This window comes from Cryptosporangium sp. NPDC048952, from assembly GCF_043197895.1.
In the GTDB taxonomy this organism is placed as follows: Bacteria; Actinomycetota; Actinomycetes; order Mycobacteriales; family Cryptosporangiaceae; genus Cryptosporangium.
On record NZ_JBICTY010000002.1, the window covers coordinates 921,469 to 945,907 of the forward strand.

24 protein-coding genes are annotated in these 24,439 nt (G+C 70.5%); 11 read left to right on the top strand and 13 right to left on the bottom strand.

The genetic code is table 11. The features are described from left to right. The first annotated feature begins 8 nt into the window (after positions 1–8). Positions 9–407 carry a hypothetical protein gene (locus ACGFY5_RS12565; protein WP_392719711.1) on the top strand — a complete coding sequence of 133 codons (399 nt, stop codon included), beginning with the start codon at positions 9–11 and terminating at the stop codon, positions 405–407. Between the two features lie 24 nt (positions 408–431). Further along, entirely contained in the window at positions 432–1,022 is a 591-nt protein-coding gene (locus ACGFY5_RS12570) for a class I SAM-dependent methyltransferase (RefSeq protein WP_392719712.1), read from the top strand. On the opposite strand, the gene ACGFY5_RS12575 is transcribed toward ACGFY5_RS12570, so the two are convergent. The 4 genes from ACGFY5_RS12575 to boxC are packed head-to-tail and all read right to left on the bottom strand — an operon-like array spanning position 1,019 to position 7,407. After that, positions 1,019–2,617: a diguanylate cyclase domain-containing protein gene (locus tag ACGFY5_RS12575; protein ID WP_392719713.1), complete on the bottom strand. Its 1,599-nt coding sequence runs from the start codon at positions 2,615–2,617 to the stop codon at positions 1,019–1,021. The genes ACGFY5_RS12570 and ACGFY5_RS12575 overlap by 4 nt on opposite strands. A gap of 26 nt (positions 2,618–2,643) precedes the next feature. After that, positions 2,644–4,191: a benzoate-CoA ligase family protein gene (locus tag ACGFY5_RS12580; protein ID WP_392719714.1), complete on the bottom strand. Its 1,548-nt coding sequence runs from the start codon at positions 4,189–4,191 to the stop codon at positions 2,644–2,646. A gap of 12 nt (positions 4,192–4,203) precedes the next feature. Beyond that, entirely contained in the window at positions 4,204–5,646 is a 1,443-nt protein-coding gene (gene boxB, locus ACGFY5_RS12585) for a benzoyl-CoA 2,3-epoxidase subunit BoxB (RefSeq protein ID WP_392719715.1), read from the bottom strand. A gap of 45 nt (positions 5,647–5,691) precedes the next feature. Then, a complete protein-coding gene (boxC, locus tag ACGFY5_RS12590) occupies positions 5,692–7,407 on the bottom strand; it encodes a 2,3-epoxybenzoyl-CoA dihydrolase (RefSeq protein ID WP_392719716.1) in 1,716 nt (571 codons plus the stop codon). Between the two features lie 70 nt (positions 7,408–7,477). Between boxC and ACGFY5_RS12595 the strand changes: the two genes are divergently transcribed. The 4 genes from ACGFY5_RS12595 (at position 7,478) to ACGFY5_RS12610 (ending at position 11,188) form a co-directional block, all read left to right on the top strand. Then, positions 7,478–8,311, top strand: a complete 834-nt coding sequence (locus tag ACGFY5_RS12595; protein ID WP_392719717.1) for a PaaX family transcriptional regulator C-terminal domain-containing protein — start codon at positions 7,478–7,480, stop codon at positions 8,309–8,311. A gap of 1 nt (position 8,312) precedes the next feature. Then, positions 8,313–9,161, top strand: a complete 849-nt coding sequence (locus tag ACGFY5_RS12600) for an amidohydrolase family protein (RefSeq protein ID WP_392719718.1) — start codon at positions 8,313–8,315, stop codon at positions 9,159–9,161. Next, positions 9,158–10,351: an MFS transporter gene (locus ACGFY5_RS12605; protein ID WP_392719719.1), complete on the top strand. Its 1,194-nt coding sequence runs from the start codon at positions 9,158–9,160 to the stop codon at positions 10,349–10,351. The genes ACGFY5_RS12600 and ACGFY5_RS12605 overlap by 4 nt, the downstream gene beginning before the upstream one ends. A 135-nt stretch (positions 10,352–10,486) precedes the next feature. Then, complete coding sequence (locus tag ACGFY5_RS12610) at positions 10,487–11,188, top strand: hypothetical protein (RefSeq protein ID WP_392719720.1); 702 nt, start codon at positions 10,487–10,489, stop codon at positions 11,186–11,188. A gap of 16 nt (positions 11,189–11,204) precedes the next feature. Here ACGFY5_RS12610 and ACGFY5_RS12615 read toward each other — a convergent pair whose 3' ends face one another. The 7 genes from ACGFY5_RS12615 to ACGFY5_RS12645 are packed head-to-tail and all read right to left on the bottom strand — an operon-like array spanning position 11,205 to position 17,837. Continuing rightward, entirely contained in the window at positions 11,205–12,224 is a 1,020-nt protein-coding gene (locus tag ACGFY5_RS12615; RefSeq protein ID WP_392719721.1) for a LacI family DNA-binding transcriptional regulator, read from the bottom strand. After that, the gene (locus ACGFY5_RS12620; RefSeq protein WP_392719722.1) at positions 12,221–13,102 is read right to left on the bottom strand and encodes a PmoA family protein; all 882 of its coding nucleotides are present in this window, start codon (positions 13,100–13,102) and stop codon (positions 12,221–12,223) included. Before ACGFY5_RS12620 ends, ACGFY5_RS12615 begins: the two co-directional genes overlap by 4 nt. Further along, positions 13,084–14,181: a Gfo/Idh/MocA family protein gene (locus ACGFY5_RS12625; RefSeq protein ID WP_392719723.1), complete on the bottom strand. Its 1,098-nt coding sequence runs from the start codon at positions 14,179–14,181 to the stop codon at positions 13,084–13,086. The genes ACGFY5_RS12620 and ACGFY5_RS12625 overlap by 19 nt, the downstream gene beginning before the upstream one ends. Beyond that, positions 14,178–14,786, bottom strand: a complete 609-nt coding sequence (locus ACGFY5_RS12630; protein ID WP_392719724.1) for a hypothetical protein — start codon at positions 14,784–14,786, stop codon at positions 14,178–14,180. Before ACGFY5_RS12630 ends, ACGFY5_RS12625 begins: the two co-directional genes overlap by 4 nt. Before the next feature lie 2 nt (positions 14,787–14,788). After that, a complete protein-coding gene (locus ACGFY5_RS12635; protein ID WP_392719725.1) occupies positions 14,789–15,616 on the bottom strand; it encodes a carbohydrate ABC transporter permease in 828 nt (275 codons plus the stop codon). After that, positions 15,613–16,566, bottom strand: coding sequence for a carbohydrate ABC transporter permease (locus ACGFY5_RS12640; protein WP_392719726.1), 954 nt, complete (start codon positions 16,564–16,566; stop codon positions 15,613–15,615). The genes ACGFY5_RS12635 and ACGFY5_RS12640 overlap by 4 nt, the downstream gene beginning before the upstream one ends. Continuing rightward, positions 16,566–17,837 (bottom strand): ABC transporter substrate-binding protein, encoded by a 1,272-nt coding sequence (locus ACGFY5_RS12645; protein WP_392719727.1) that lies wholly within the window; start codon positions 17,835–17,837, stop codon positions 16,566–16,568. Before ACGFY5_RS12645 ends, ACGFY5_RS12640 begins: the two co-directional genes overlap by 1 nt. 216 nt (positions 17,838–18,053) lie before the next feature. Between ACGFY5_RS12645 and ACGFY5_RS12650 the strand changes: the two genes are divergently transcribed. The 3 genes from ACGFY5_RS12650 (at position 18,054) to ACGFY5_RS12660 (ending at position 21,148) form a co-directional block, all read left to right on the top strand. After that, positions 18,054–19,160, top strand: coding sequence for a Gfo/Idh/MocA family protein (locus ACGFY5_RS12650; protein ID WP_392720488.1), 1,107 nt, complete (start codon positions 18,054–18,056; stop codon positions 19,158–19,160). Next, positions 19,153–20,226, top strand: a complete 1,074-nt coding sequence (locus ACGFY5_RS12655; protein WP_392719728.1) for a dihydrodipicolinate synthase family protein — start codon at positions 19,153–19,155, stop codon at positions 20,224–20,226. Before ACGFY5_RS12650 ends, ACGFY5_RS12655 begins: the two co-directional genes overlap by 8 nt. Before the next feature lie 124 nt (positions 20,227–20,350). Continuing rightward, positions 20,351–21,148 carry a sugar phosphate isomerase/epimerase family protein gene (locus tag ACGFY5_RS12660; RefSeq protein ID WP_392719729.1) on the top strand — a complete coding sequence of 266 codons (798 nt, stop codon included), beginning with the start codon at positions 20,351–20,353 and terminating at the stop codon, positions 21,146–21,148. Here ACGFY5_RS12660 and ACGFY5_RS12665 read toward each other — a convergent pair. Then, on the bottom strand, positions 21,140–21,835 hold the full coding sequence (locus tag ACGFY5_RS12665; protein ID WP_392719730.1) for an alpha/beta hydrolase: 696 nt from the start codon (positions 21,833–21,835) through the stop codon (positions 21,140–21,142). The two genes, ACGFY5_RS12660 and ACGFY5_RS12665, sit on opposite strands and share 9 nt — an antisense overlap. A gap of 79 nt (positions 21,836–21,914) precedes the next feature. On the opposite strand from ACGFY5_RS12665, the gene ACGFY5_RS12670 reads away from it, so the two are divergent. Continuing rightward, on the top strand, positions 21,915–22,469 hold the full coding sequence (locus ACGFY5_RS12670; RefSeq protein WP_392719731.1) for a TetR/AcrR family transcriptional regulator: 555 nt from the start codon (positions 21,915–21,917) through the stop codon (positions 22,467–22,469). On the opposite strand, the gene ACGFY5_RS12675 is transcribed toward ACGFY5_RS12670, so the two are convergent. Then, a complete protein-coding gene (locus ACGFY5_RS12675) occupies positions 22,457–23,320 on the bottom strand; it encodes an AraC family transcriptional regulator (protein WP_392719732.1) in 864 nt (287 codons plus the stop codon). The two genes, ACGFY5_RS12670 and ACGFY5_RS12675, sit on opposite strands and share 13 nt — an antisense overlap. A gap of 80 nt (positions 23,321–23,400) precedes the next feature. Between ACGFY5_RS12675 and ACGFY5_RS12680 the strand changes: the two genes are divergently transcribed. Then, positions 23,401–24,435, top strand: a complete 1,035-nt coding sequence (locus ACGFY5_RS12680) for an acyl-CoA dehydrogenase family protein (RefSeq protein ID WP_392719733.1) — start codon at positions 23,401–23,403, stop codon at positions 24,433–24,435. The last annotated feature ends 4 nt before the right edge of the window (positions 24,436–24,439 follow it).

Genomic DNA, 24,439 nt, shown 5'->3' on the forward strand with positions numbered 1-24,439 from the left:
GTTGATCGGTGGCCCGAGCGAGGGCGAACGTCCTACCTTCCGGCCATGGCCGAGATCCAGGGTTCCGCGACGGATGCCGCACCCGCTCGATCGCCCTCGCCACGTCCTGCGCGGCATTCGTCGCGGTCCCGAATCTCGGCGCGCTGTTCGGCCGCGGCGAGCGCCGCTCCGGCGGCCGCGAGACGAGCCGCCGCACGGGCTGGCCACTGACCGGCGCGTACGTCACGAACCCGGCCTGGTCGCTGGCCGCCCCGGCCGCGGCCACGTCCGGCTGGGGCCTGCTCACCACCGCGCTCTCCCCCGCACGGCCCCGCAGCGTCCGCCTGGCCGCCGCAGCGGGCGCCGCCGCGATCACCACCGGCCTGGCGATCTCCCGCCGCGCGACGAGCAGGACAATGGACGGGTAGACCCCGACCAGGATGAGGTAGCCGGTGACCGAGGAGAACGCCTGGCTCCGGATCGTCGCGAAGGATCCCGGGCACTCGGAGCGGTACGTCCAGCGGTTCCGGCGCCTGGCGGCGCAGGGCCGTGACCTGGCCGGTGAGGCCCGCTTCATCGACGCGATGGTGCCGCGCAACGCCCGCGTGCTGGACGCCGGTTGCGGCACCGGCCGGGTGAGCGGCTTCCTCGCCGACGCCGGCCACCACGTCGTCGGCGTGGATCTGGACCCGCTGCTGATCGCCGAGGCGCGGGCCAACCATCCGGGGGCCGAGTGGATCGTCGGTGACCTGTCGGAGCTGGCCCTGCCGGGCGCCTTCCACGTGGTCGTGTGTGCGGGCAACGTGATGACGTTCGTCGCGCCGTCGACCCGCGTCGAGATCCTGCGCCGTTTCCGGACACACCTCGCGCCCGGCGGTCGGGTCGTGACCGGCTTCGGCGCCGGCCGCGAATACGAGTTCGACGACTTCCTGGCCGACGCGAAGGAGGCCGGGCTCACGCCGGACGTGCTGCTCGGCACCTGGGACCTCCGCCCCTTCGCCCCGAGCTCGGACTTCCTGGTGGCCGTGCTCAGCGTGCCCTAGGCCTCCACGTACCGGTTCTTGCCGGCGTTCTTCGCCGTGTACATCGCGGCGTCGGCCTCGCGGATGAGCTCGTCGGCGTCGGTTCCGGCACCGCTGATCACGATGCCGATGCTCGCCGAGATCTGCGCCTGCGCGCCCTCGACGTCGATCGGTGCCTGCAGTTCCGCGATGACCCGTTCCGCGGTCCGGCGGGCGTCGGCGGCGGCGGTGAGCCCTTCGAGGATGATCGCGAACTCGTCGCCGCCGAACCGGGCCACGGTGTCCACCGCGCGCAGGCCGTCGCGGAGTCGCTCGGCCACCGTGCGCAGCACCGCGTCCCCGGCCTGGTGCCCGAGTTGGTCGTTGACCTGCTTGAACCCGTCCAGATCGACGAAGAGCAGCGCGACCATGCGTTCGGCGCGGGCGTGCGTGGCCAGAGCGTGGGTGAGGCGGTCGTAGAACAGCGTCCGGTTGGCCAGGCCGGTCAGTGGGTCGTGGAACGCCAGCCGCTGCAGTTCCTGTTCGCGTTCCCGCAGTTGGGCCTCGACGCGTTCGCGCCGGGCGATGTCCAGGCGCAGGGCGGCCGTTGCGTCGTCGACCTGCTGCAACGCGCGGCCACGGCTGCCGGCGAGCACCCCGGTCAGGACGCCGAGCAACAGCGTCAGCGCGATGCCGGCCGCGAGCGTGAACCGGCTCATCCCCCGGTCGGTCGCGGCGATCAGCCGCGTCGTGGGCCAGATCGTGAGGTGCCACCGGCGCTGCCCGACCAGGACCGTGCGCTCGCGCATCAGCGAGTCGTCGCGCACCAGTTTGGCCGGTTCGACGCTGGAGAGGACAGTGCCCTGCGCCGTCGCCTCGGTGACGTCGGCTTGCACCGCGCTCTGGCTGCGTTCGAGCAGTTCGCTGGAGAGGAAGTCCTGCCCGCGCACCGGCATGACGATCCACCCGGCGAACACGTGCCGCGACGTGGTGCCGAGCCCGGTGTAGACCGGCACCGCCAGCAACACCGACTGTTGCCGCTCACGTGCGGGCAGACCCTGGTCACGCAGGAGGGTGTACGCGGGACTGATCGCCAGCGCTCCGTTCGCCCGAGCGGTCTCGAGGGCTTCTGCGGGCTGCGCGCGTTGCATCAGATCGGCGCCGATGACACCATTCGAATTGTCGAGCACATGTTCGATGACGATGAACGCGTGCTCGGACTTTCGTGGCGCGGGACGCAGCGTCAATGCGGACGCACCCCGCTTGCGCCAATACGCCTGCACGCCCGGAACCTGCGCGGTCGTCGCGGGGACGATGAAGTTGACACTGGCGGCACCGGCCAGCCGCGAGTTGTCCAGCCCGGCGGTGATCCGGGCGAAGTCGTCGCTGCTCAGGTCGGACTGGGCGCCGACCGCGGCGGCCAGGTCGTGCAGCGTCTCGCCGTAGCGGATGACCCGGTCGCTGACCGCCGTCGACAACTCGTCGGCATAACGGTTCATGACCTGCCCCGTGTACCGCTCCTCACCGGTGTCGACGACGTCGTACACGGCGGTGGTGACCACACCGCCGATGATCAGGACAGCGGCGACCAGGGCGAGGCCACTCCGCCTCCACCCACCCAGCCAGCGCACCCCCACACGGTCACAATCGGCACGGTCGGCCGCTAGGTGAGGCGCTCCACTGCTATCTCGCGGACGCGGAAGCGCTGGAGCTTGCCGGTCGCGGTCACCGGCATCGCGTCGAACAGGAGTATGTGGCGTGGGCGTTTGAACGCGGCCAACCCGTCCCGGCAGAACTCGGTCAGGTCCGCTGCCGTGACCTCCGAACCCGGTGCGAGCACCACGCACGCGACCGGCTTGTCGAGCCCCGCGGCGTCCGGCACCGACACGACGGCGACCTGAACGACGTCGGGATGGGCTCGCAGATGCTCTTCGACCTCGGTCGGAGACACCCAGATCCCGCCGGCCTTGATGATGTCGTCGGTGCGGCCGAGCGAGCTGTAATAGCCGTCCGAGCTCCGGACGTACGTGTCGCCGGTGCGCACCCACGGGCCCTGGAACACCCGCCGGGTGATCTCGGTCCGCGACCAGTACCCCGACGCGGCCGAACTACCCCGGACGTACAGGTGCCCGGGGGTACCGTCCGGCACCGCGAGACCGTCGTCGTCGACGATCTTCGCCTCGTACCCGGCGACGATTTCCCCGGTGGTCCCCGCCCGGGTGCGTCCGGGCCGACCGCTGATGAAGATGTGGAGCATCTCCGTCGACCCGATCCCGTCCAGCATCTCGACGCCGAAGAACTCGGTGAAACGGGTGAACAGGGGCGCCGGGAACGCCTCACCGGCCGACACGCACGCCCGGACCCCGGCGAACGTGTCCGGCGGCAACCCCGCCGACAGCAGCGCCGCGTAGTACGTGGGCCCGGCGAAGAACAACGTGGGCCGGTGTTCCTGCAGCGTCCGCATCGTCGCTTTGGGGTTGGGACGCGAGCGGTCGAGCACGGTGCGGGCGCCGACGGAGAACGGGAACGTCAGGCTGTTGCCCAGGCCGTAGGCGAAGAAGATCTTGGCGACCGAGAAGCAGACGTCGTCGGGCCCGATGCCCAGAACGTCGGTCGCGTAGGTCTCGGCGGTGTCGCGCAGGGACCCGTGCCGGTGGACCGCGGCTTTCGGCGTGCCGGTGGTGCCCGAGGTGTAGAGCCAGAACGCTGTCGACTCGGCAGTGGTCGGGTATGCGCCCACGGGGGTTCCGGCAGCCAGGAACGACTCCCACGGCCACACGGGGACTCCGCGCACCGTCGGCACCGGCCCTTCGAACACCACCACGTGCGCCAGGTCCGGCAGCCCCTCCAGCGCCGGGGCCAGCTCCGCGAACTCCGACGACAGGACGACGACGCGCGCCCGGCTGTCGGTGGCCAGCAGCCGGATGTCCTTGGGCTTGAGCATCGTGCTCACCGGAACCGGTACGGCCCCGATCCGCATCGTGCCGAGGAACGCGGCGACGAGTTCGGGTGAGTCGCCCATGCAGAGCAGGACCCGTTCCTCGGGGCGCAGGCCGGTGGAGTGCAGTGCGGAGCCGAATGCTTTCACCGACGTGTCGAGCTCGGAGTAGGTCACCTCGCGCACGGAGGAGTCGAGGTCGATCGCGGTGATCGCGACGCGGTCGGGAGCGTGCCTGCCGATCAGCCAGTCGGCGGCGTTGAAGAGATCCACGGTGACCCCTCGTCAGAACCGGACGTAGTCGTATTCGACCGGTAGGTCGTTGATGCCGTGCGCGGGCGGGGAGATCCAGCCGGCGAAGTCGCCGGGTTCGTGATGGGGCACCATCAACGCGGCGACCCGGGCGCGGTCTTCGTCCGACGGCAGGCACGCTGCGACGGCCGCCGGGTCGTCGGTGATCGTGCCATCGGGCAGCACGTGGTGCCCCGAGAACACCCCGACCCGCCGGTTGAAACCCTCGTGCGGCAGGTACAGCCGTGCGTCGACCCCGGCCTTCTCCAGCTCGGTGTTCCAGCGCTTGACGCCGGTCGCGCAGTCGGCCGCGTACTCGTTGCGCAGGTCGAGGTTGAGCGCGGTGAGCAACGGCACGGTGTCGTGCGCAATGCGCCCGTCGCGGATCGCCGGCACGTCCATCGTGAGGTCGGTGAGCTGGTGGTCGTCGTTGCGCCGCGTCTCCATCCAACGGCCCTTGAGGCCCGCGGCGTAGTAGGCCGCCGCGTTGGACGAGGTTTCGGCGCCGAACAGGTCCATCGAGACCGCGTACTGGAAATTCAAATACTTCTGGATGACGCTCAGCGGGATGCCACCGTGGTCCCAGATGTCGTCGGTGCCGTGCTGTTTCATGAGCTCGGCGGTGCGCTGGACCGTGCGCTGCACCCCGGTGGTGCCCACGAACATGTGGTGCGCTTCTTCTTTCAGCATGAACGTGCAGGTGCGGGCCAGCGGGTCGAAGCCTGACTCCTTGAGCGTGCCGAGCTGGTACTTGCCGTCACGGTCGGTGAAGTACGTGAACATGAAGAACGACAGCCAGTCGGTCGTCTCCTCGTTGAACGCACCGAGGATGCGCGGCGAGTCGTAGTCACCGGAATTGCGTGTGAGCAGCTCGTCGGCCTCTTCCCGGCCGTCGCGCCCGAAGTAGGCGTGCAGCAGGTACACCATCGCCCAGAGGTGACGCCCCTCTTCGACGTTGACCTGGAACAGGTTGCGCATGTCGTAGAGCGACGGGGCGGTCATGCCCAGGTGCCGCTGCTGTTCGACGCTGGCCGGCTCGGTGTCGCCCTGGATGACGATCAGGCGGCGCAGCTCGCTGCGGTACTCCCCCGGCACCTCCTGCCAGGCCGGTTCGCCTTTGTGGCGGCCGAAGTTCACCTGGCGGGCCGGGTCGCGCTCGGCGAGGAAAATGCCCCAGCGGTACTGCTCCATCGGGACGCGGTCGAAGTGCGCCCAGCCGTCGCGGCCCACGGCGATCGCGGTGCGGAGGTAGACGTCGTGCGTCGGGATCGACGGGCCGAGCGTCTTCCACCAGTCGAGGAACTTCGGCTGCCAACCTTCGAGGGCACGCTGTAAGCGCCGGTCCCCGGCGAGGTTGACGTTGTTCGGGATCCGTTCGCTGTAGTCGATCCGCGAAATGGGGCCGTCGGGCGCCGGGGCGTTGCCGATCTCAGACATGTCGAGCTCGCTTCCGGTGGCTGGGTTGGCGCCGCGCCATGGGGGTCACACGCGCTTGCGGTCGAAGTCAGCGCGCTGACCGGTGCCGTAGCGGCGCAGGGCGCCCTCCGGGCCGGCGGCGTTCGGACGCTGGAAGATCCAGTTCTGCCAGGCGGTGAGGCGGCCGAAGACCTTGGTTTCCGGGGTCTCGGCGCCGGCGAAGCGCAGGTTGGCTTCCAGGCCGGTGAGGGCGTCGGGTGAGAAGCTGGCCCGCTCTTCGAGGGCCAGGCGGATCTCGTCGGCCCAGTCGAGGTCGTCGGGGGCGCTGGTGACGAGGCCGAGTTCGTCGGCTTGTTCCGCGTTCAGATCCCGGTTCGCGGCGCCCAGGGCCGCTGACAGGTCGTCCGCGCTGCCGACGAATCGGGTCCGGAGCCGCGAGGCGCCGTTGCCCATCGTCAGCAGGCCGTCGTTGAAGGCGTCGAGCCTGAGCACCGCCGGGGGTAGGGGCCTCCCCTCCTGATCGAACGGCCCGTCCTCCTCGAACTGGCCGGTGAGCATGTACTGCCGGTCCGCGGCGAACGCGATCTCGGCCAGCGTTCCGACGAAGCAGCTGCCCGGTTCGATCAGCGCGAACAGGCTGCGTGAGCTGGTGTCGAGCCGCTTGAGCGTCCGCCGGTAGTAGCCCACGATCTCGGCGACGAGCCAGTCGTCGAGGTTGTCCAGCAGGAACGCGTCGTAGGCGACCACGTCGGCCGGATCCCCCGACGTCGTGAGCAGCCAGGTGCCGACGTCCAACTCGTTCGTGCGCAACCGCAGGATCGCGTCGTCCAGTTCGCGGGTGGTGGCCAGCAGCCACGAGGCGTCGCCCTCTTTGTGCAGCTGATCGACGTCGCCCGGAATCGCAGTAGGCCCGGCCACGACGAACGTGGCCGTCCCCGCCTCCCGATCGATGTCCACCCGGACGTGCGGATACGCGAGCCCGTTAGCGCTCATCTCCCGCCGGAGCGGCGTGAGAGCGACGCCGCCTCCCCCGGCCGCGGGTGTGCTGCCGGTCGCGGGAGCGGTGCCGGCGCCGTCCGCGCGGGTGCCTCGGCGGGGGGAGCGGGCGGCTGCGTCGGTGGCGCGGCGGGCCACCTCGGCGTCGAAGTCGCGAGCCTTGGCGACGGCGTCCACCAGCCGCCACTGCACGGCGCGCTTCCCGCGCACGCCTTCCGCCGTGGTCGCGAACACGTCCGCCAGATCACGACGAACACCCCGCTTGTCGACGACACGAGTGAGCCCACCGGTACCGGGCAGCACACCGAGCAACGGAACCTCGGGTAACGACACCGCCGAGGAGTTGTCGTCGATCAGCACGATCTCGTCGCACGCCAGCGCCAGCTCGTAGCCCCCGCCGGCCGCGGTGCCGTTCACCGCCGCGATGAAGTGCAGCCCCGGCTCGTCCATGCTGTTACGCGTCTCGTTCGTGAACTTGCAGAAGTTGACCTTCCAGCTGTGCGCCGACCCGGCCAGCATCTTGATGTTGGCGCCCGCACAGAACATGCGCTCGAGCCCACTGGTGACCACGATCACTCGCACGTCAGGGTGCTCGAATCGGACCCGCTGCAGGGCGTCGTGGAGCTCGATGTCGACGCCGAGGTCGTAGCTGTTCATCTTCAGCTCGTAGCCGGGAACGAGCCCGCCGGTCTCGTCGACGGCGAGCGTCAGCGTGGCGACGGCACCGTCCACGGCGAGCGACCAGTGCCGGTAGCGGTCGGGAGCGGTGTCGAACGAGATGTCCACGCCCCCATCCTGAAACCTGCTACATCTGATCCGCAAGGGTTCGGACCGATGTAGTGAATAGAATGAAGGCGTGACCACGGAACCGGTCGTCTCGCGACGGCAGCAACTGGGGGCGGCGAGCGCACCGAGTCTCCTGCTGACGGTCCTGGGCGAGTTCGTGCTCCCCGGCGGCCGCCCGGTCTGGACCGCGACGCTGCTCGAGGTGATGAGCGAGCTGGAGATCGCGGAGAAGGCGATCCGGCAGGCGATCATGCGCACCGCCGACAGCGGGTGGATCGCCGGTTCGCGGGTGGGCCGCGAGACCCAGTGGGAGCTGACCGAGGCCGGTGTTCGCCTGCTGCGCGAGGGCACCGACCGGATCTTCGGATTCGCCGGTGCCGCCCGCCCCTGGGACGGACGCTGGCTCGTGACCAGCGTCAACGCACCGGAGAACCAGCGCGCACTGCGCTCCAAACTGCGGACGCAACTCGGCTGGGCGGGCCTGGGCGCGCTGAACGGCGTCACGTGGGTGACGCCGTGGGTCGACCGCGAGCCGGAGGTCGCGGACGTGCTCGCGGGGCTCGGACTGCCGGGCTGGTCGTTCGTGGCCTCGTCCGGCCGGATCGGCGACGAACGGTCGCTCACCCGTACCGCGTGGGACCTCGACGAGATCGAACGCCGCTACGAGTCGTTCCTGGATCTCGTCGGACGCCGCCGTCCCCGTACCGACCGCCAGGCCCTGCTCGCCCAGATCCGCCTGGTACAGGAGTGGCGCCGGTTCCCGCTGCTGGACCCCGGGTTGCCGCGGGAACTGCTTCCGCCGCGCTGGAACGGGCATCGTGCCGCTGAGGTGTTCCGGGAACGGCACGCGGTGTGGGCGCCGCGGGCCCAGGCGGCGTGGGCAGTGCTGAGCAGGAGGTCCTGACGTGCTGGATGGTCATCGGCTGGTCGACGCGCACGTGCACGTGCCGGTGCTGGGCTCGGTGAAGCCCGCGTGGACGGAGTGGGCGCGCCAGTTCGGGCGAACCGGGATCCTCGAGGAGGTGTGGGACGCCGACGGGCTTCCCCGCCCCGCTGCCCTCGACCAACTTTTCGCCGACGAAGGCGTCGATACGGCGCTGTTGTTCTGTGAGTACAGCCCTCTCGCGACCGGCTACCAGAACTTCGACGACCTGTTGCCGCTCGTGGAGCAGAACCCGGTGCGGTTCCGGCCGGTCGCGAACGTGAACCCGCACCTGCACCACCCGATCGCCGCGGAGCTGACGCGACAGCTCGATCTGGGTGCGGCGGCGCTGAAGCTGCATCCGGTGCACGGCGGGTTCCGGGTGTCCGACGCGGCGCTGTACCCCGCGTACTCCGTGCTGGGGGAGCGGGGCGTGCCGCTGATCGTGCACTGCGGCACGTCGAGTTTCCCGGGGTCGACGAATGCGAACGCGGACCCGGTGTTCGTCGACACCGTGCTCCGCGACTTCCCTGATCTGACGGTCGTTCTCGCCCATGGTGGGCGCGGTTGGTGGTACGACGCGGCCGCGTTCCTCGCGCTCTCGCGGGAGAACGTCTGGATCGAGCTGTCCGGGCTCCCGCCGAAGCGCCTGCCGGAGTACTACGCGCGGTTCGACCTGGCGCGGTTGTCGCGCAAATGGATCTACGGCACGGACTGGCCGGGCGTTCCCGGTCAGGCGTTGAACGCGCGGGCGATCGCGTCGTTGATACCGGCGGAGGTCGTGCCGCTGGTGTGGGCCGGGAACGCGTCTCACGTGTACGTGGGCCTGTGAACGATCAGCGCCGGATCCTGTTCGTTCTCGTCGTCTCGCAGGTTCTGAGCGGCGCTGGGCTGGCCGCCGGCCTCACGGTCGGTGCGCTGCTGGCCGAGGAGATGCTCGGCTCGACGACGCTGGCCGGGTTGCCGAGCGCGCTGTTCACCGCCGGGTCGGCGCTGGCCGCGGTCGTGGTGGGGCGCGTGTCGAACTCGTACGGCCGGCGTCCGGGGCTCGCGCTGGGGTATCTCACCGGGGCGCTCGGCAGCCTCGGAGTGCTGGTGGCCGCGGTCACGGACAATGCGGTGCTGTTGTTCGTGTCGCTGTTCGTGTACGGGGCCGGTGTCGCGACGAACCTGCAGGCGCGGTACGCCGGAGCGGACCTGGCCTCGCCGGAGCGACGGGCCCGGTCGGTGTCGCTGGTGCTGGTGGCGACGACGCTCGGCGGGGTCGTGGGACCGAATCTGGCCGCTCCGACCGGCGCGTTGGCGTCGTCGTTCGGTATTCCGTCGCTGGCGGGGCCGTTCCTGCTGGGTGGGACCGCGTACGGGCTGGCTGCCCTGGTGTTGTTCGTGTGGTTGCGGCCGGATCCGTTGCTGGCGGCGCGGAAGCTCGCGTCTGTCGCTCCCGAGGCCCCGGCGGCTCTGCGGCCCGGGCTTTCGCTCGGGGTGACGGTCATGGTGGTGACCCAGCTGGTGATGGTCGCGATCATGACGATGACGCCGGTGCACCTGTTCGACCACGGCCACGGGACGGGAGCCGCCGGGCTGGTGATCGCGATCCACGTGGCGGCGATGTATCTCCCGTCGCCGGTGACGGGGTGGCTCGTCGACCGGTTCGGGCCGGTGACGGTGTCGGTGGTGTCGGGGGTGACGCTGCTGGCGTCGGGGTTGCTGGCGGCGGTTGGCACCGGGGTCGCGCTGCTTTCCCTCGCGTTGGCGCTGCTCGGGCTGGGGTGGAACTTCGGGCTCCTCGCGGGGACCGCGCTGATCACCGACGCGGTGCCGTTGGAGACGCGGGCCCGCGTTCAGGGGCTGGTGGACGTCTCGATCGCGGTGTCCGGCACCGCCGGTGGGCTGGCGTCCGGGGTGGTCGTGGCGGCGGTCGGGTTCCCGTGGCTCGCGGCCGTGGCCGGCGTCCTGTCCCTGGCGATCCTCCCGGCCGCGTTGCCCACGATCGCCCGCACCCGCGAGCCCGCCCGCTCCTGAGCGGTTGTGCGTGGGCTCCGCCTCCCCCGTGGCGACGGAGCCGCTGCTGAGAACGTCGCATGTGTACGCAGTCGGCAGAAGGGGAAGGGCCACAAGTCGCCAGGATCGAACACATCGATTGACGGGGTGCGATTCGTGGACACGGATGCCATCCGGGAACAGCTGGCCGAATCGCGCTTCTACGCCGCACGCGGTGAGCGACCGCCCACGCGCGAGATCCGCGATACCGTCGCCGTGCAGAACACGCTGGTGGAGCTGTGCCGACGGGCCGCGTCGGAGTTCCTGGAGGTGCACGACCCGACGACCGGCAGCACCGCGGGGCCGCCGCCGGGGCACCACCAGTCGATGCTCGACATCGATCGCGCCATGATGCGCCGAGGTGTCACGCTCCGGCTGCTGCGCCCGCTCGCCGCCCCGACCGGGGACTACCTGCCGCGCGTGCGCGCCGAGGGCGCGGGTGTCCGCTTGTTCCGATCGACGTCACCTAAGCTGACCATCGTCGACCGGCGCGTGGCGATGCTCCCCCGGCACCCCGGCACGCAGTCGTTCCGCGAGGGCGCGTTACTGATCACCGACCCGTCGGTGGTCGTTGCGCTCACGGCGCTGCACCGCACGGTGTGGCAGTCGTCGTCACCGCTGGAGGGCGCGGCACCCCCGCACCTGGCCCCGGTACTGGACCTCGTGCTAGCGGGCATCCCCGACGTGGCAGCCGCCCGCCGCCTCAACATCTCCCCGCGCACCTACACCCGCCGAGTAGCCGAACTCCTCGACCTCCTGGGTGCCCGCTCCCGAGCCATGGCCGGCGCCGCAGCCGAACGCCGAGGCTGGCTCCGCTAGATGCGCCGGCGGGGCGTCAGGTGGGGAGGGGGCGGGTGCTTTCGCGGAGGACCACCTCACCCGGGATGGTCACTACTCGAGGGGATGGTGAGGGGTCGGGGGCGAGGGCTAGTTCGGCGGCGTTGCGGCCGAGGTCGCCCAGAGGTAGGCGCACGGTGGTGAGGGACGGGGCGACGTCGCGCAGCGTCGGGATGTCGTCGAAGCCCGCTACCGACAGATCGCCGGGCACCGAGACACCTCGTTCACGCAGGGCCGCCATCGCCCCGACCGCCATCACGTCGTTCACCGCGAACACGCACGTGACGTCCGAGGGAAGGTCGCCGACGGCGTGGTAGCCGCCGTCGCGGGTGAACGGCCCGTGCAGGACGTGACGCACCTCCCCACCGGCGGCGGTGACGCCGGCGCGGAAGCCCGCGAGTCGGTCGCGGGCGGTGAGGAGCGGTTCCGGGCCGGCGAGGACGGCGAACCGGCGGTGGCCGAGGCCCGCGAGTGCGACCGCCAGTGCGCGGGCTCCCTCGGTGTTTTCCGGCTCGACGGTGTCGGTGCCGAGCAGCGGCTGGCTGATGCACGCGACCCGACCGCCCCCCGAGCGGAACGCCTGAACCTCGCGGGCCAGGCGGCGCGTCTGTGTCGCGTTCGACGTGCGACTCCCGGCGAGGATCAGCGCTCGTGCGCGCTGGGCCCGCAGTAACGCCACGTGGTCGAGTTCGCGCTCCGCGCTGGCCAGCGTGGATCCCAGCGACACGATGAGGCCCCGCTCGTCGGCGGCGGCCATGACTCCCGCGGCGATCGTGGAGAAGTACGGGTCGGCGATGTCGTGCACCACGAGGCCCACGAGGCTGCTGGATCCTCGGGCGACTGCCTGTGCGTGCAGGTTCGGCACGTAGTCCAGTTCCGCGGCCGCGGCGAGCACCCGATGGCGCAGGTCCGCGCCGACCGACCGCTCACTGCCGTTGAGCACCCGTGACGCCGTGGCGACCGAAACCCCCGCTCGACGCGCCACTTCGGACAGCGTCGCCGCCGGTTGGCTCGTCATCCCGTCCCTCCCCACCCCTCTGCGGCCGCGGCCAGGGCGGATATCTCGTCGGCTGGGCGGCGGCCGTCGGTGATCAGGATTCGCACTCGCCGTGTGAGCGTGTCGCCGGGCGCCAGGTGCACCGGGTCGGTGTACGCGAGTGCCGAGCCGACGCCCGGGTAGGCCGCCACCCGGACGAACCACGGATCGGCCGCGGTGGCGGCGTCTCCCGGTAGGAAGACCAGCGTATATGCCTGCGACGGCGCCCCCGAGTCACCACCCACGGCCACCCACGGCGCCACCCGCCCGTGCACCCCTTCCTCACCGTGCACCACGCCCACGGATTCGTCCGATCGGAGCGGCCCGAAGACGTTCACGGGCGCCGCAGAGGCGGGGAGGCGCCAGAAGAAGCCTCCGTAGCCTGCGTTGGCGCGGCCGTTGGTGCCGGGGCTGCCCAGGATGACCGGGTCGGTCAGGGCCTGGAGGGTGAAGGAGAAGTCCAGTTGCCAGTGGTCGTTGGCCGCCGTGGCGCGCAGCGTGCGGTCTTCGGTCAGCACTACCCGACCGTCCCTCGCCACCCAGTCGTGCACGCTCGTCAGCGGATCGTCGCTCAGGAACGCGCGGTGACGCACGTGGCCTCGGTCGTCGCGGTCCTGGTAGCCGTCCTCGCGGCGGTACGTCCGCCCGCCCCAGAAGTTCGTGCCGTTGACGTCCTGGATGCCCACGTTGCACCCGAGGTGCCAGCGGTGGTCCACGGGCGCGGCATCCGTGACGCCGACCCCGCCCAGCGTCCGCACCGGATGCAGGTACGGCCGCGGTGACACGAACGGTTCGAGCTCGGGCTCGTACACGTGCCGGGCCACTTCGCGACCGGAAACGATCAACGGCCGGTCGCCCATGGCACTCCCTGTTCGGTGAACGTCCGCAGGGTCTCGGCGGCGGCTAGTACTGCGTCGTCGACGCCGAGGACTTCGCGGCGCGTGTCGGGGCCCGTTCCGGTCTCGCGGTAGTACTCGGCGGGGATCGGTCTCGGGTCCGGGGCCCGGCGCACCGCGTCCAGGACCTGCGTGAAACCCGCTGTCGACGCCAGCGGGACGCGCAGGTCCCCCGGGGCGTGGAGGTGCTCGATCAGGTCGGTGAGCAGGTCGACGCGGTCGTAGCGGCGGTGGTGGACCGCGTCGGCGGTGGTCACCTCGACCACGTCCTCGGTGTAGTGGAGGGTCACGCGGCCGCGGTTCCCGTGGACGACGATCGTCGGAGTGCGGTGGTGCGTGGCGCAGAGCGTGACGGCAAGGGTCACTGGCACGCCGTGAGCGGTGACGATGCGGATCGCGGCGGTGTCGTCGGACTCGATCGGGTAGGCGCGGAAGAGTTCGGGGACAGTTCCGGTGACCGTGCCGTCGGTGAGGGCTAGTGCGGTGGCCACCATGTGTGCGAACGGGTTGGTGAGGGCGCCGTCGACGACGGGGACGTCGCCGAGGCGGCGGCGGCCCGCCCAGGGGGCGCGGTCGTAGTAGCCGATCGTCCGGATCCAGGTTCCGGCGCCGCCGATGCCGTGGATCTCGCCGATCTGCCCGGACGCGATCACGTCGCGGACGGCGTCCACGGCGGAGGAACCCAGGCTCTGGAAGCCGACCTGGCACGGGACGCCGGTTTCGTCGACGCCGGCGCGGAGGCGTTCGAACTCGCCGAGCGTGGGGGCCGGGGGCTTCTCGAGGAGGACCGCGCGGCCGGCGCGGAGGGCGGTGAGGGCCAGGTCGACGTGCGTGTGGATCGGGGTCGCGATGAGGACCACGTCCGGGTCGACGCGTTCGATCAGCTCGCCGAGGTCCGCGGACCACGGAGTACCGGACACCTCGACCGGATCACACACCCCCACCAACTCGGCCTCACCCTGCTCCGCCAGCCGCGCGATGTTCGCGCGATGCCACTTGCCATGCCCGTGAGCCCCCACCAACACCACCCGAGCCCGCCTCACGCGTGCGCCTTCGAGTGGTCCCGTTCGGACGGGCCCCAGCTCGCCCGAACGGGACCGGTCTCGGGTGGCACGCGCGATGCCGCGAGGGCCACCGTGCGGCGGTAGGGGATGGCCACGGCGGCCAGCGCCAGGACGCCGGGGACCAGGGTGATCATCAGCGGCACGGTCAGGGACAGAATCACGGAGACCGCCACCGCGGCGAGCAACAGGGCCGTGTCCGTGGGGTGGCGGAGGAGGTCCACCCCGGCCCGACGAACAACCGCGCTCCACGGCACACCCGGCTCCCAGCGTGCGGCCGCCGCGAGCCCGAGCAGGGCGATCACTCCCAGCGTCCCCGCCAGCAGCGCACCGCCCGGAGCTCCCCTGGCCACCGCCATGGCGTCGCCCAAAAGCAGTAACGGAAACCCGAGCACCCCCGGGTGCGAGCGGAGCACCCCCAGCAACTCGGTGCCGTAACCGCGCACGGTGACCGTGGCGCCGGGCGACAGCACGCGGCAGGCGGCGGTCAGCGCCGCATAGGCGGTCACGACAGGCAACGACGCCAGGAACGTCAAAACCCCGACCAGCAGCACGTCGGCAAAAAGCGTGAACCGGTTGGAAAACATCGTCACCCCTTCAACCCGGACGTGCTCACGCCCTCGACGAGGAATCGCTGGAACGCGAGGAAGAACAGTCCGATCGGCACGAGCGTGAGCACCGACATCGCGAACATCGGGCCGTACTGCGACGTACCGGTCTGGTCGATGAACAGTCGCAGTGCGAGCGGCAACGTGTAGTTCTCGGGCGTATTCAGATAGAGGAGCTGGCTGAAGAAGTCGTTCCACGTCCAGATGAACGTGAAGATCGTCGTGGTGATGAGAGCAGGCCTGATCAGCGGCAGCATGATGTGCCAGAACGTGCGAGCGGGTCCGCACCCGTCGATGCGCGCGGCTTCGTCCAACTCGGACGGGATACCGCGCATGAACTGCACGATGAGGAACACGAAGAAGGCGTCGGTCGCAAGGAACTTCGGCAGGATGAGCGGCCAGAACGTGTCGACCATGTCCAGCGACTGGAAAATCGCGTACTGCGGAATGATGACGACGTGGTGCGGCAGCATGATCGTCGCGATCATGAAGGCGAACAGCGGGCCGGAAAGCCGGAACCGCAACCGGGCGAACGCGTACGCCGCGAGTGAGCACGAGACGACGTTCCCGATCACCGCTCCCCCGGCGACGATCACCGAATTGAGCAGGAACCGCCAGAACGACGTCCCGCCGATGCCGTCCAGCGCGTGCGCGTAGTTCGAGAAGTCCCAGTGCCGCGGGAGCAGCGACAGGCTCGACGTCACCTCGTCCGGGGGCTTGAACGACGTGCCGAGCAGCCACACGATCGGGTAGAGCAGCACCACGAGCCCGGCCAGACAGACCAGGTGCCAGCCCAGTCGGCGCGTCATGACTGCCCCTTGTCGTCCGTGTAGAACACCCACAGGCGGGCCGACCGGAAGATCACCGCTGTCACGATCGCGATGACGATCAGCAGCATCCAGGCCATTGCCGACGCGTAGCCCATGCGAAAGTCGGTGAAGCCGCGTTGGTAGAGGTAGAGGGTGTAGAACAGCGTGGCGTCCGAAGGACCACCACGCCCCCCACTCACCACGTACGCCGGTGTGAAGGCCTGGAACGCGTGAATCGTCTCCAGCACGAGGTTGAAGAAGATCACCGGCGACAGCATCGGCAGGGTGATGGCCCGGAACGTCTGCCAGCGGTTCGCGCCGTCCACCGCCACGGCGTCGTACAAATCAGTGGGGATCTGTTTGAGCCCGGCCAGGAAGATCACCATCGGGGCACCGAACTGCCACGCGGCCAGAAAGATCAGCGTGAACAACGCGTACTGCGGCTGCCCCACCCAACTCCCGGTCTCCCAGCCCAGCGCCGCGAGCCCCCGCTCGAAGCCGGCGCCCTCTCCGAACAGAGTGCGCCATACCAGCGCGATGCTCACCGACGCCCCGAGCAGCGACGGGGCATAGAACGCCGAGCGGTACAGCCCCTGCCCGGAGCGCGTCCGGTTCAGCAGCAGCGCCACCGCGAGCGCCAGCGCCAGCTTCAGCGGCACCGCGAGGAGCACGTACTTGAGCGTCACCCAGACCGACGTCAGGAAGCGCCCGTCCTCGGTGAACATGCGCCGGTAGTTCTCCAGCCCGACCCACGTCGGCGCGGAGAACAGGTCGTAGTCGGTGAACGAGAGGTACAGCGACGCGACCATCGGGCCGATCGTCAGCAGCAGCGCGCCGGCGATCCACGGCGAGAGGAACAGGTAGGCGATGCCGCCGGTGCCTCGCCGCCGCACCGGCCGTTCCACGCCACCGACCGGCGGCGTGGAACGGGTGGGGGTGGCGAGCGCCATTAGCCGTTCAGCTCCTGCGCGGCCCTGGTGAAGAACTCCTCGGCCGCCTTGTCAACGGTGAGCTTCCCGAACGCGATGTCCTCGTTCATCGTCTGCCAGTAGTCCTTGATCGCGCTGTTGCCCTTCGGCGGTGCGGGCGGCGCCGGCACGAGCTCGCTCTCGATGCTCTTCTCGTACTCGTAGACCGCCTTCTGCGCCCCGGTCAGCGTCGCGCCGACCGCGTCGCGGTTGGTGGTGTTCGGCGGCAACCCGCGGCCGACGCCGAGAATCGTGGCCGCCTCGGGGTCGTTGGTCAGGAAGTCGACGAGTTTGTCGGCGGCGGATCGGACCTTTGTCTTCTGCGAGATCGACAGGTACATCGACGGCTTGGCGTAGGCGCCGAGCTTGCCGGTGTCCGACGGGTACGGCGCCAGTCCGACCGGCTTGCCGAGCACCTCGTAGTACGACGGGACGGTGGAGTCCCAGCTGTTCTCGGTGTACGAGAGCCGCATGCCCATCGGCATCTTCTCGATCGAGCCGTCGATCGTGGCGGTGACCTTGCCCGGCGTCGACGCCTTCTGGGTGCGCAGGTCGTTGATCAGCGTCAGGTACTCCGTGAGCTGGTCCTTGCCGAAGCCGAGCTTGCCGTCTTCGGTGTAGAGGTTGCCGCCGTTCTGCAGCAGCCAGGCCTCGTACGACTCCCACTGCCAGCCGATGTCCGTGACGCCGCTCGCCTTGCCGCCGGACGTCTGCGTGAGCTTCTTGCCGTTGCTGAGGAAGTCCGCCCACGTCCAGCCCTTGGCGGGCGGCTTCAGGCCCGCCTTCTGGTAGGCCTCCGGGTCGAACACCATCACGTAGGTCGTCTGGCCCATCGGGACGGCGTACAGCTTGTCGTCGACGACGCCGGAGTCCTTCACCGACTCGGCGACCTTGTCGGTGACGCCCTCGTCGAGCTCGGCCAGCACGTGCCGGTCGGCGTATTCGCGCAGGTAGGCGCGGTCCATCTGGAAGACGTCCGGCGCGTTGCCGCCGGCGGTCTCGGTGGCCAGCTTCTCCCAGTAGGGGTTGAAGGCCGAGTACGACGTCTTGATCGTGATGTTCGGGTTCTTGGTGTGGAACGCGTCGAGAGCCTGCTGCGTGGTCTTGGCCCGGTCGGCGCTTCCCCACCAGGAGAACCGGAGGGTCACCTTGGCGTTCGGGTCTTCGCTGGAGTCACCGCCGCCGCCGCAGGCCGCAGTGGCGAGCAGTGCGGTCGCGGCGAGCGTGGCGAACACGGAACGGAGTGTGGGCATTGGGGGTCGTCCCTTCCCGCGGGGCGGAGCCGCGATGACGGGGAAGCACGCTGGGAAAGCGCTTGCCGACGGACCATAGGGGCGGCCCCGCTCCACTGTCAACGGTCCGTTTCCCGGGTATTTCAACGGTTGACACACGGGCGTTCCACCCGCCACTTTGGAAAGCGGTTTCCGACGTGAGGAGGCAGCGTGAAACAACGCACGCTCGGCATCGCCATGAACGGTGTGACCGGCCGGATGGGCTATCGCCAGCATCTGGTCCGATCGATCCTGGCGATCCGGGACGAGGGTGGCGTCGCCCTACCGGACGGCACCCGCGTGGTACCCGAGCCGGTGCTCGTCGGCCGGGACGCGTCCAAACTCGAGGCGCTCGCCGCGAAACACGGCCTGGAACGTTGGACCACCGACCTCGACGAAGCCCTCGCCACCTGCGACGTCTACTTCGACTCGCAGGTCACGCAGGCCCGCGAGAAGGCGATCAAGTCCGCGCTCGCCGCCGGGAAGCACGTCTACACCGAGAAGCCGCTCGCGGAGACGCATGCCGGGGCGCTCGAGCTCGCGAACCTGGCGTCGCAGGCGGGCGTGCGGCACGGCGTCGTGCAGGACAAGCTGTTCCTGCCCGGTCTGCTCAAGCTGCACCGGCTACTGGAGGGCGGCTTCTTCGGCCGGGTGCTCTCGATCCGCGGCGAGTTCGGCTACTGGGTGTTCGAGGGTGACTGGCAGGACGCGCAGCGTCCGAGCTGGAACTACCGCGCCGAGGACGGTGGCGGCATCACGCTCGACATGTTCTGCCACTGGTCGTACGTGCTCGAACAGCTCTTCGCGCCGGTTTCCGCAGTGACCGCGGTGACCGCGACGCACATCCCGACGCGCTGGGATGCCGGCGCGGAGTACCCGGCCACGGCCGACGATGCCGCATACGGGATCTTCGAGCTCACGAACGGGGTGATCGCGCAGATCAACTCGTCCTGGGCCACTCGGGTCAACCGCGACGAGCTGGTCGAATTCCAGGTCGACGGGGTGGAGGGCAGTGCGGTCGCCGGCCTGCACCACTGCCGGATCCAGCATCGCGCGGCCACGCCGAAGCCGAGCTGGGACCCGGACGCGCCGACCACGGAGCGGTTCCGTGCGCAGTGGCAGGACGTGCCCGACAACGGCGTCCTCGAGAACGGTTTCAAGGTGCAGTGGGCCGCGTTCCTGCGCCACGTGTGTGCCGATGCTCCGTTCCCGCACGATTTCTACGCCGGGGCGCGGGGGGTGGCGCTCGCCGAGGCCGGATTGCGGTCCGCGGCGCAGCGGCGGCGGGTGGTGCTGGATGCCTGAGGTCCGCACCGTGTTCAGTTCTCGGGTCGCGTTCGCGGCCGCACACGTGGTGGCCGATCCGTCCGCTCTGACCGCACCGGGGGCGCCCGCCGCGCTGGATTGGGACGCCACGCTGGCGTTCCGGCAGCACCTGTGGTCGTGGGGGTTCGGAGTCGCGGACGCGATGGACACCGCGCAGCGCAACGCGGGGTTGGACTGGGCGGCGACGCGGACCCTGATCACGCGTTCGGCGTCAGTGGCGTCGGGGCCGCTGGCCTGCGGCGCGGGGACCGACCACGTCGGTGACGTGGTGTCGCTCGCGGAGGTGGTGGCCGCCTACGAGGAGCAGGTCGCGTTCGTCGAGGGCGCCGGGGCGCAGGTCGTACTGATGGCGTCGCGGCAGTTGGTGCGGGTCGCGCGGGGGCCCGAGGACTACATGGCGGTGTATTCGGGGCTGTTGAAGCAGACCGCCCGGCCGGTGATCCTGCACTGGCTGGGGCCGATGTTCGACCCGCACCTGGCCGGTTACTGGGGCTCGTCGGACGTGCCGGTCGCGACCGAGACGCTGCTGTCGATCATCGGTGAGAATCCCGGGGCCGTGGACGGGGTGAAGGTGTCGCTGTTGGATGCCGCGCACGAGGTGGAGTTGCGGCGGCGGTTGCCGTCGGGGGTTCGCCTGTACACGGGGGACGACTTCCACTATCCAGCCCTGATCCGGGGTGACGAGTTCGGCTACTCGGACGCGTTGCTCGGAATTCTCGACCCGATCGCGCCGGTGGCCGCGACGGCGTTCGCGTGCCTGGACGCGGGGGATCTCGCCGGGTACGACGCCGCGCTGGAGCCGACCGTGCCGCTCGCCCGGCACCTGTTCGGGGCGCCGACGTCGGCGTACAAGACCGGGATCGTGTTCCTGGCGTGGCTGGCCGGGTACCAGCCGGCGTTCGCCATGGTCAACGGGGCAACCACGGCACGCAGCGTGCCCCACCTGATCGAGGCGTTCCGCCTCGCCGACCAGGCCGGCCTCTTCCCCGACCCGGATCTGACGGCGGCCCGGATGCGCGCGTTCCGCACGGTGCACGGCGCATGAGCGGCCTCCCGCGCTCCGCGCCGAGCGGGCGTGCGCGCTCCGCGCCGAGCGGGCGTGCGCGCGGCCGGGGACCGATCTACCCGGCCTGTCCCGCGCTGAGGGAGCCGACCGCGGAGGTTGAGGCGTGAGCCTGTCGTTGAATCAGAAGACGATCAATCGGGCCTCGCTGGCGGAGGCCGTGGAGGTGTGTGCGCGGCACGGCATCGAGGCGATCGGGGTCTGGCGGGAGCCGCTCAACGACTCCGGGGTCGAGCGGGGCGCCAAGCTCGTGCGTGACGCGGGGCTGCGCGTGTCGTCGCTGTGCCGGGGCGGTTTCCTCACCGGCGACGACACCGAGGCCGCGCTCGCCGACAACCGAAGGGCCATCGACGAAGCCGTAGCCCTCGGCACCGACACGCTGGTGCTCGTGGTGGGCGGCCTACCACCGCGCTCCCGCGACCTGGCGGGAGCCCGGCAGCGCGTCGCCACGCGTATCGCAGAGCTGGCGCCGTACGCGGGGGAAGCCGGCGTACGGCTCGCCCTCGAACCCATGCACCCCATCTACTGCGCCGACCGAGGCGTCCTCTCCACCCTCGACCAGGCCCTGGACCTCGCGGAAACCTTCCCGGAAGACCGGGTCGCCGTCGTCGTCGACACCTTCCACGTGTGGTGGGACCCCCGCGTACTCCCGGCCATCGCCCGCGCCGGCGCCCGCATCGCCGCCTACCAGGTCTGCGACTGGATCACGCCCCTGCCACCCGACGCCCTCCTCGCCCGCGGTCTCCCCGGCGACGGTCACATCGACTTCCGGACGCTCGGCGCAGCCGTCACCGAGGCGGGGTACCGCGGCGACACCGAGGTCGAGATCTTCCATGCCGACGTCTGGGCGGCCCCGTTCGACGACGTCGTCGCCGAAGTCGTCCGTCGCTTCGCATCAACCTAGCTTGAGCAGCAGCTCGGCGAGCTCGTCCGGCACCGTGACCATGCAGTCGTGGCCGCTGTGCAGCTCCCACACGGTCTCCCCCGCCGGAACGGGCCGGCGCGTGATGCCGTCGATCTCGAAGCCCACGCAGTGGATGTGCGTCCGCGGAATCGTGGCCACCGCCGGGTGGTCCAGCCGCACCGGCTGCTGGTACGCCAGCACCGGCTCGTCGACCAGCATCGACCGCACCCAGGCGACGTCGTCCGGGTCCGTGACGCCGAACAGGCCGTGCGGTGCGGGCAACTCGGGCAGCGGCCCGACCCGCCCGTCGGCTGCGGCGTCGATCAGGACCTGGGTGATCGGCATGACGTCGACAGCGGTCTCTCCGTCGACCGGCACCATCGCGTCCAGGTAGACGAGAGTGGCGATCCGGTCCGGGACGCGGTTCGCGACCGAGGACACGACCAGCCCGGCGTAGCTGTGGCCGACGAGAATCACGTCGGTGAGGTTTTCCGCGACGATGAGCCCGGCGACGTCGTCGACGTACGTCTCGAGCCCCACCGACGGGGTCATCGGGTGTGGGGAGTCGCCGTGGCCGGTCAGCGACGGAGCCAGGACACGGTGGCCGGCCGCGGTCAGCAGCGGAACGACGCGGTCCCAGGCGCGGCCGTCGTGCCAGGCGCCGTGGACCAGCAGGTAGGTGCTCATGAGGTAACCTTTTCGAGTAAGCGGGACACCGTCCCGTTTGAAGATACGGGACAGTGTCCCGGTTAACCAGGGGGGTGGCGTGAAAGAGAAGCGCGCCGACGCCCGGCGGAACGAATCCGTGCTGCTCAACGCGGCCGCCGCCGTGTTCGTCCGGTCCGGCGTCGAGGCGCCGATCCGGGAGATCGCGACCGAGGCCGGGGTCGGAACCGCCACGATCTACCGGCACTTCCCCACCCGGGCGGACCTCATCGTCGCGGTGTACCGGCATCAGGTGGAGGCGCTCGCCGAGTCGGGCCCCGCCCTACTCGGATCCGCCGCGACGCCGTTCGAAGCGCTCCAGCGATGGTTCGACGAGTTCGTCGACTTCGTCGTCACGAAGTTGGGGCTCGCCGCCGTGCTGCAGTCCGACGACCCGTGTTACGACCCGCTGCACGCCTACTTCCTCGAGCGCCTCGAGCCGGTGTGCACGCAGCTCCTCGCCGCCGCGGCCGCGTCCGGTGAGATCCGCGCCGGCCAGGACGCGCAGGAACTCATGCGCGGCGTCGGCGGCCTCTGCGCCGGCCACAACCACCCGCGCTACGACGCCCGCCACCTCGTCCGCCTACTGATCGGCGGTTTGCGTCAGCCGGCCTGAGACCGGAAGCGGCCGGGGGCGATGCCGTAGCGGCGGCGGAACGCCGCGGCGAAGCCGAACTCGGTCGCGTACCCCACGCGCCGCGCGATACCGGCGAGCGGCGTCGACGTCTGTCGCAGCAGCCGGGCGCCGGTGCTCAGCCGCCAGTCGGTCAGGTACGCCATCGGCGGGACGCCGACCGCCGCGGTGAACCGCCGCGCGAACGACGTGCGTGACATCCCGGCGACGTCGCTGAGCTGCGGCACGGTCCAGGGGCGCTCGGGCGCCGCGTGGATCGCGTGCAGCGCCTCGGCGATGCCCGGCTCGGCGCCCAGCGCCCAGCCCTGTTCCTCCAGCTGACGCAACGCGTGCACGATCAGCAGGTCGACCAGGGCCGCACGCCCGGCATCCGACCCGGCCCCCGTGAAATCCGCGACCAGCATCTCCACCAGCGCTCGCAGGCCAGGATTCGCGGCGTGGTCCGGGGTGAGCGCGACCAGGCCGGGTAACCGCTGGAGCAGCGCGGGCGGGCGCCCGTCGAGGGCATAGGCACCGCAGAGGAACTCGAAGTCGGCGGCGCCCTCCGGCTCCGGCCGGTGATCGACGTCGAACACCGGCAGCTCGTCGAGGCGGCACGGTGCGTGCGCCAACCCGTGCTCGGCGAGCGCCGCGGTGAAGATCATGTCGCCGGGGCGCACCCTCACCGGGGCGTCGTCCGCGGTGACCAGCCAGCCCTCACCGCGCAGCAGGACGTGGAAACCCAGTACCGCGATCGGCGGGAACCGGATCCCCCAGGCCCCCGACGACGTGATCCGCCGCGCCTTGGCGCGTCCGATCCGGACGCTGTCGATCGCAGCGGTGATCATGTCCATCAGCACCGATGGTAGCCGTGCGTATCTACCCGGGCGGCTGACGCATGGTGACCGACGTCGGTAGCTGCTGAGGTTGGCGCATGAACGAGATCCTGGCCGCCAACGCCGAGAAGACCGAAGAACAAGGCCATCCGACGGCGGAAAGCCTGCAGGCCGCGCGGGAGGTCGGCGCCTTCGCGCTACGGACGCCGCAGAAGTACGGAGGCACGTGGGCGGACGCCACGCGGGTCGCGCGCCTGCTCAGCGAACTCGGCCGGGACTGCCCGTCCACCGCGTGGGTCGCCGGGACGTGTCTGACGTCGAAGGCGCTGGCGGTGGGCACGGTGAGCGCGGACGTCGAGCGGGAAATATTCGCTGACCCGGACGCGCTGTTCTGCGGGTCGGGCAGCCCGGCCGGTGGGCATGCCGAGCGCGTTCCCGGCGGGGTTCGGCTGACCGGCCGGTGGGCCAGCGCCTCCGGTTGTGAGGACGCCACGTGGGCCGGCGTCGGCGTGATGCTCGACGGCGTGTTCTCGTACGCGCTGGTGCCCACCGCCGACCTGACGATCGACCGCACGTGGCACGTGGCCGGGATGCGTGGCACCGGCAGTCACACGCTCGTCGCGGACCTCGTCGTGCCGGACGAGCGGATCGGCCCGTTGCGGCTTCCCGGCCCGCCGGAGGACATGCTGGTCTACGGCCTGACCGCGCTCGGTCCGGTCGTCGGCGCGACGTTCGGCGCGCTCGACGTCATCAACCGGATGTTCGCCTCGGACCGCAAGCCGTACATGACGCAGTACGCGAGCATGGGCGAGTCTCCCGGCGCCCGCCACTGGCTAGCCGACGCCACCCGGCTGGCCCACCGCGCGGAACGCACGATGCTGGCCCTCGCCGCGGCGGCGGACGCCGAAGGCTTGACCGCCGACGACTACGCGCTGCTGCACGCCGACATGGCCGACTCCGCCCGCGACTGCCGCACCGCCGTCGAGCTCATGCTCGACCTCCACGGCGCGAGCGGCTTCACCACCAGCAACCCCCTCCAGCGCTTCTGGCGCGACGTCGCCGTCGGCAGCCGCCATCCCCACCTCAACCCGTACCTCGCAACCGAACGCCTCGGAGCCGCGCTGAGGGGATGATGCA

Coding starts and splice junctions, on each gene's coding strand:
- boxB (WP_392719715.1), bottom strand. CDS start 5,646: ATGTCTGAGATCGGCAACGCCCCGGCGCCCGACGGCCCCATTTCGCGG.
- ACGFY5_RS12615 (WP_392719721.1), bottom strand. CDS start 12,224: ATGACGAGCCAACCGGCGGCGACGCTGTCCGAAGTGGCGCGTCGAGCG.
- ACGFY5_RS12620 (WP_392719722.1), bottom strand. CDS start 13,102: ATGGGCGACCGGCCGTTGATCGTTTCCGGTCGCGAAGTGGCCCGGCAC.
- ACGFY5_RS12630 (WP_392719724.1), bottom strand. CDS start 14,786: ATGTTTTCCAACCGGTTCACGCTTTTTGCCGACGTGCTGCTGGTCGGG.
- ACGFY5_RS12635 (WP_392719725.1), bottom strand. CDS start 15,616: ATGACGCGCCGACTGGGCTGGCACCTGGTCTGTCTGGCCGGGCTCGTG.
- ACGFY5_RS12640 (WP_392719726.1), bottom strand. CDS start 16,566: ATGGCGCTCGCCACCCCCACCCGTTCCACGCCGCCGGTCGGTGGCGTG.
- ACGFY5_RS12645 (WP_392719727.1), bottom strand. CDS start 17,837: ATGCCCACACTCCGTTCCGTGTTCGCCACGCTCGCCGCGACCGCACTG.
- ACGFY5_RS12650 (WP_392720488.1), top strand. CDS start 18,054: ATGAACGGTGTGACCGGCCGGATGGGCTATCGCCAGCATCTGGTCCGA.
- ACGFY5_RS12655 (WP_392719728.1), top strand. CDS start 19,153: ATGCCTGAGGTCCGCACCGTGTTCAGTTCTCGGGTCGCGTTCGCGGCC.
- ACGFY5_RS12665 (WP_392719730.1), bottom strand. CDS start 21,835: ATGAGCACCTACCTGCTGGTCCACGGCGCCTGGCACGACGGCCGCGCC.
- ACGFY5_RS12675 (WP_392719732.1), bottom strand. CDS start 23,320: ATGGACATGATCACCGCTGCGATCGACAGCGTCCGGATCGGACGCGCC.
- ACGFY5_RS12680 (WP_392719733.1), top strand. CDS start 23,401: ATGAACGAGATCCTGGCCGCCAACGCCGAGAAGACCGAAGAACAAGGC.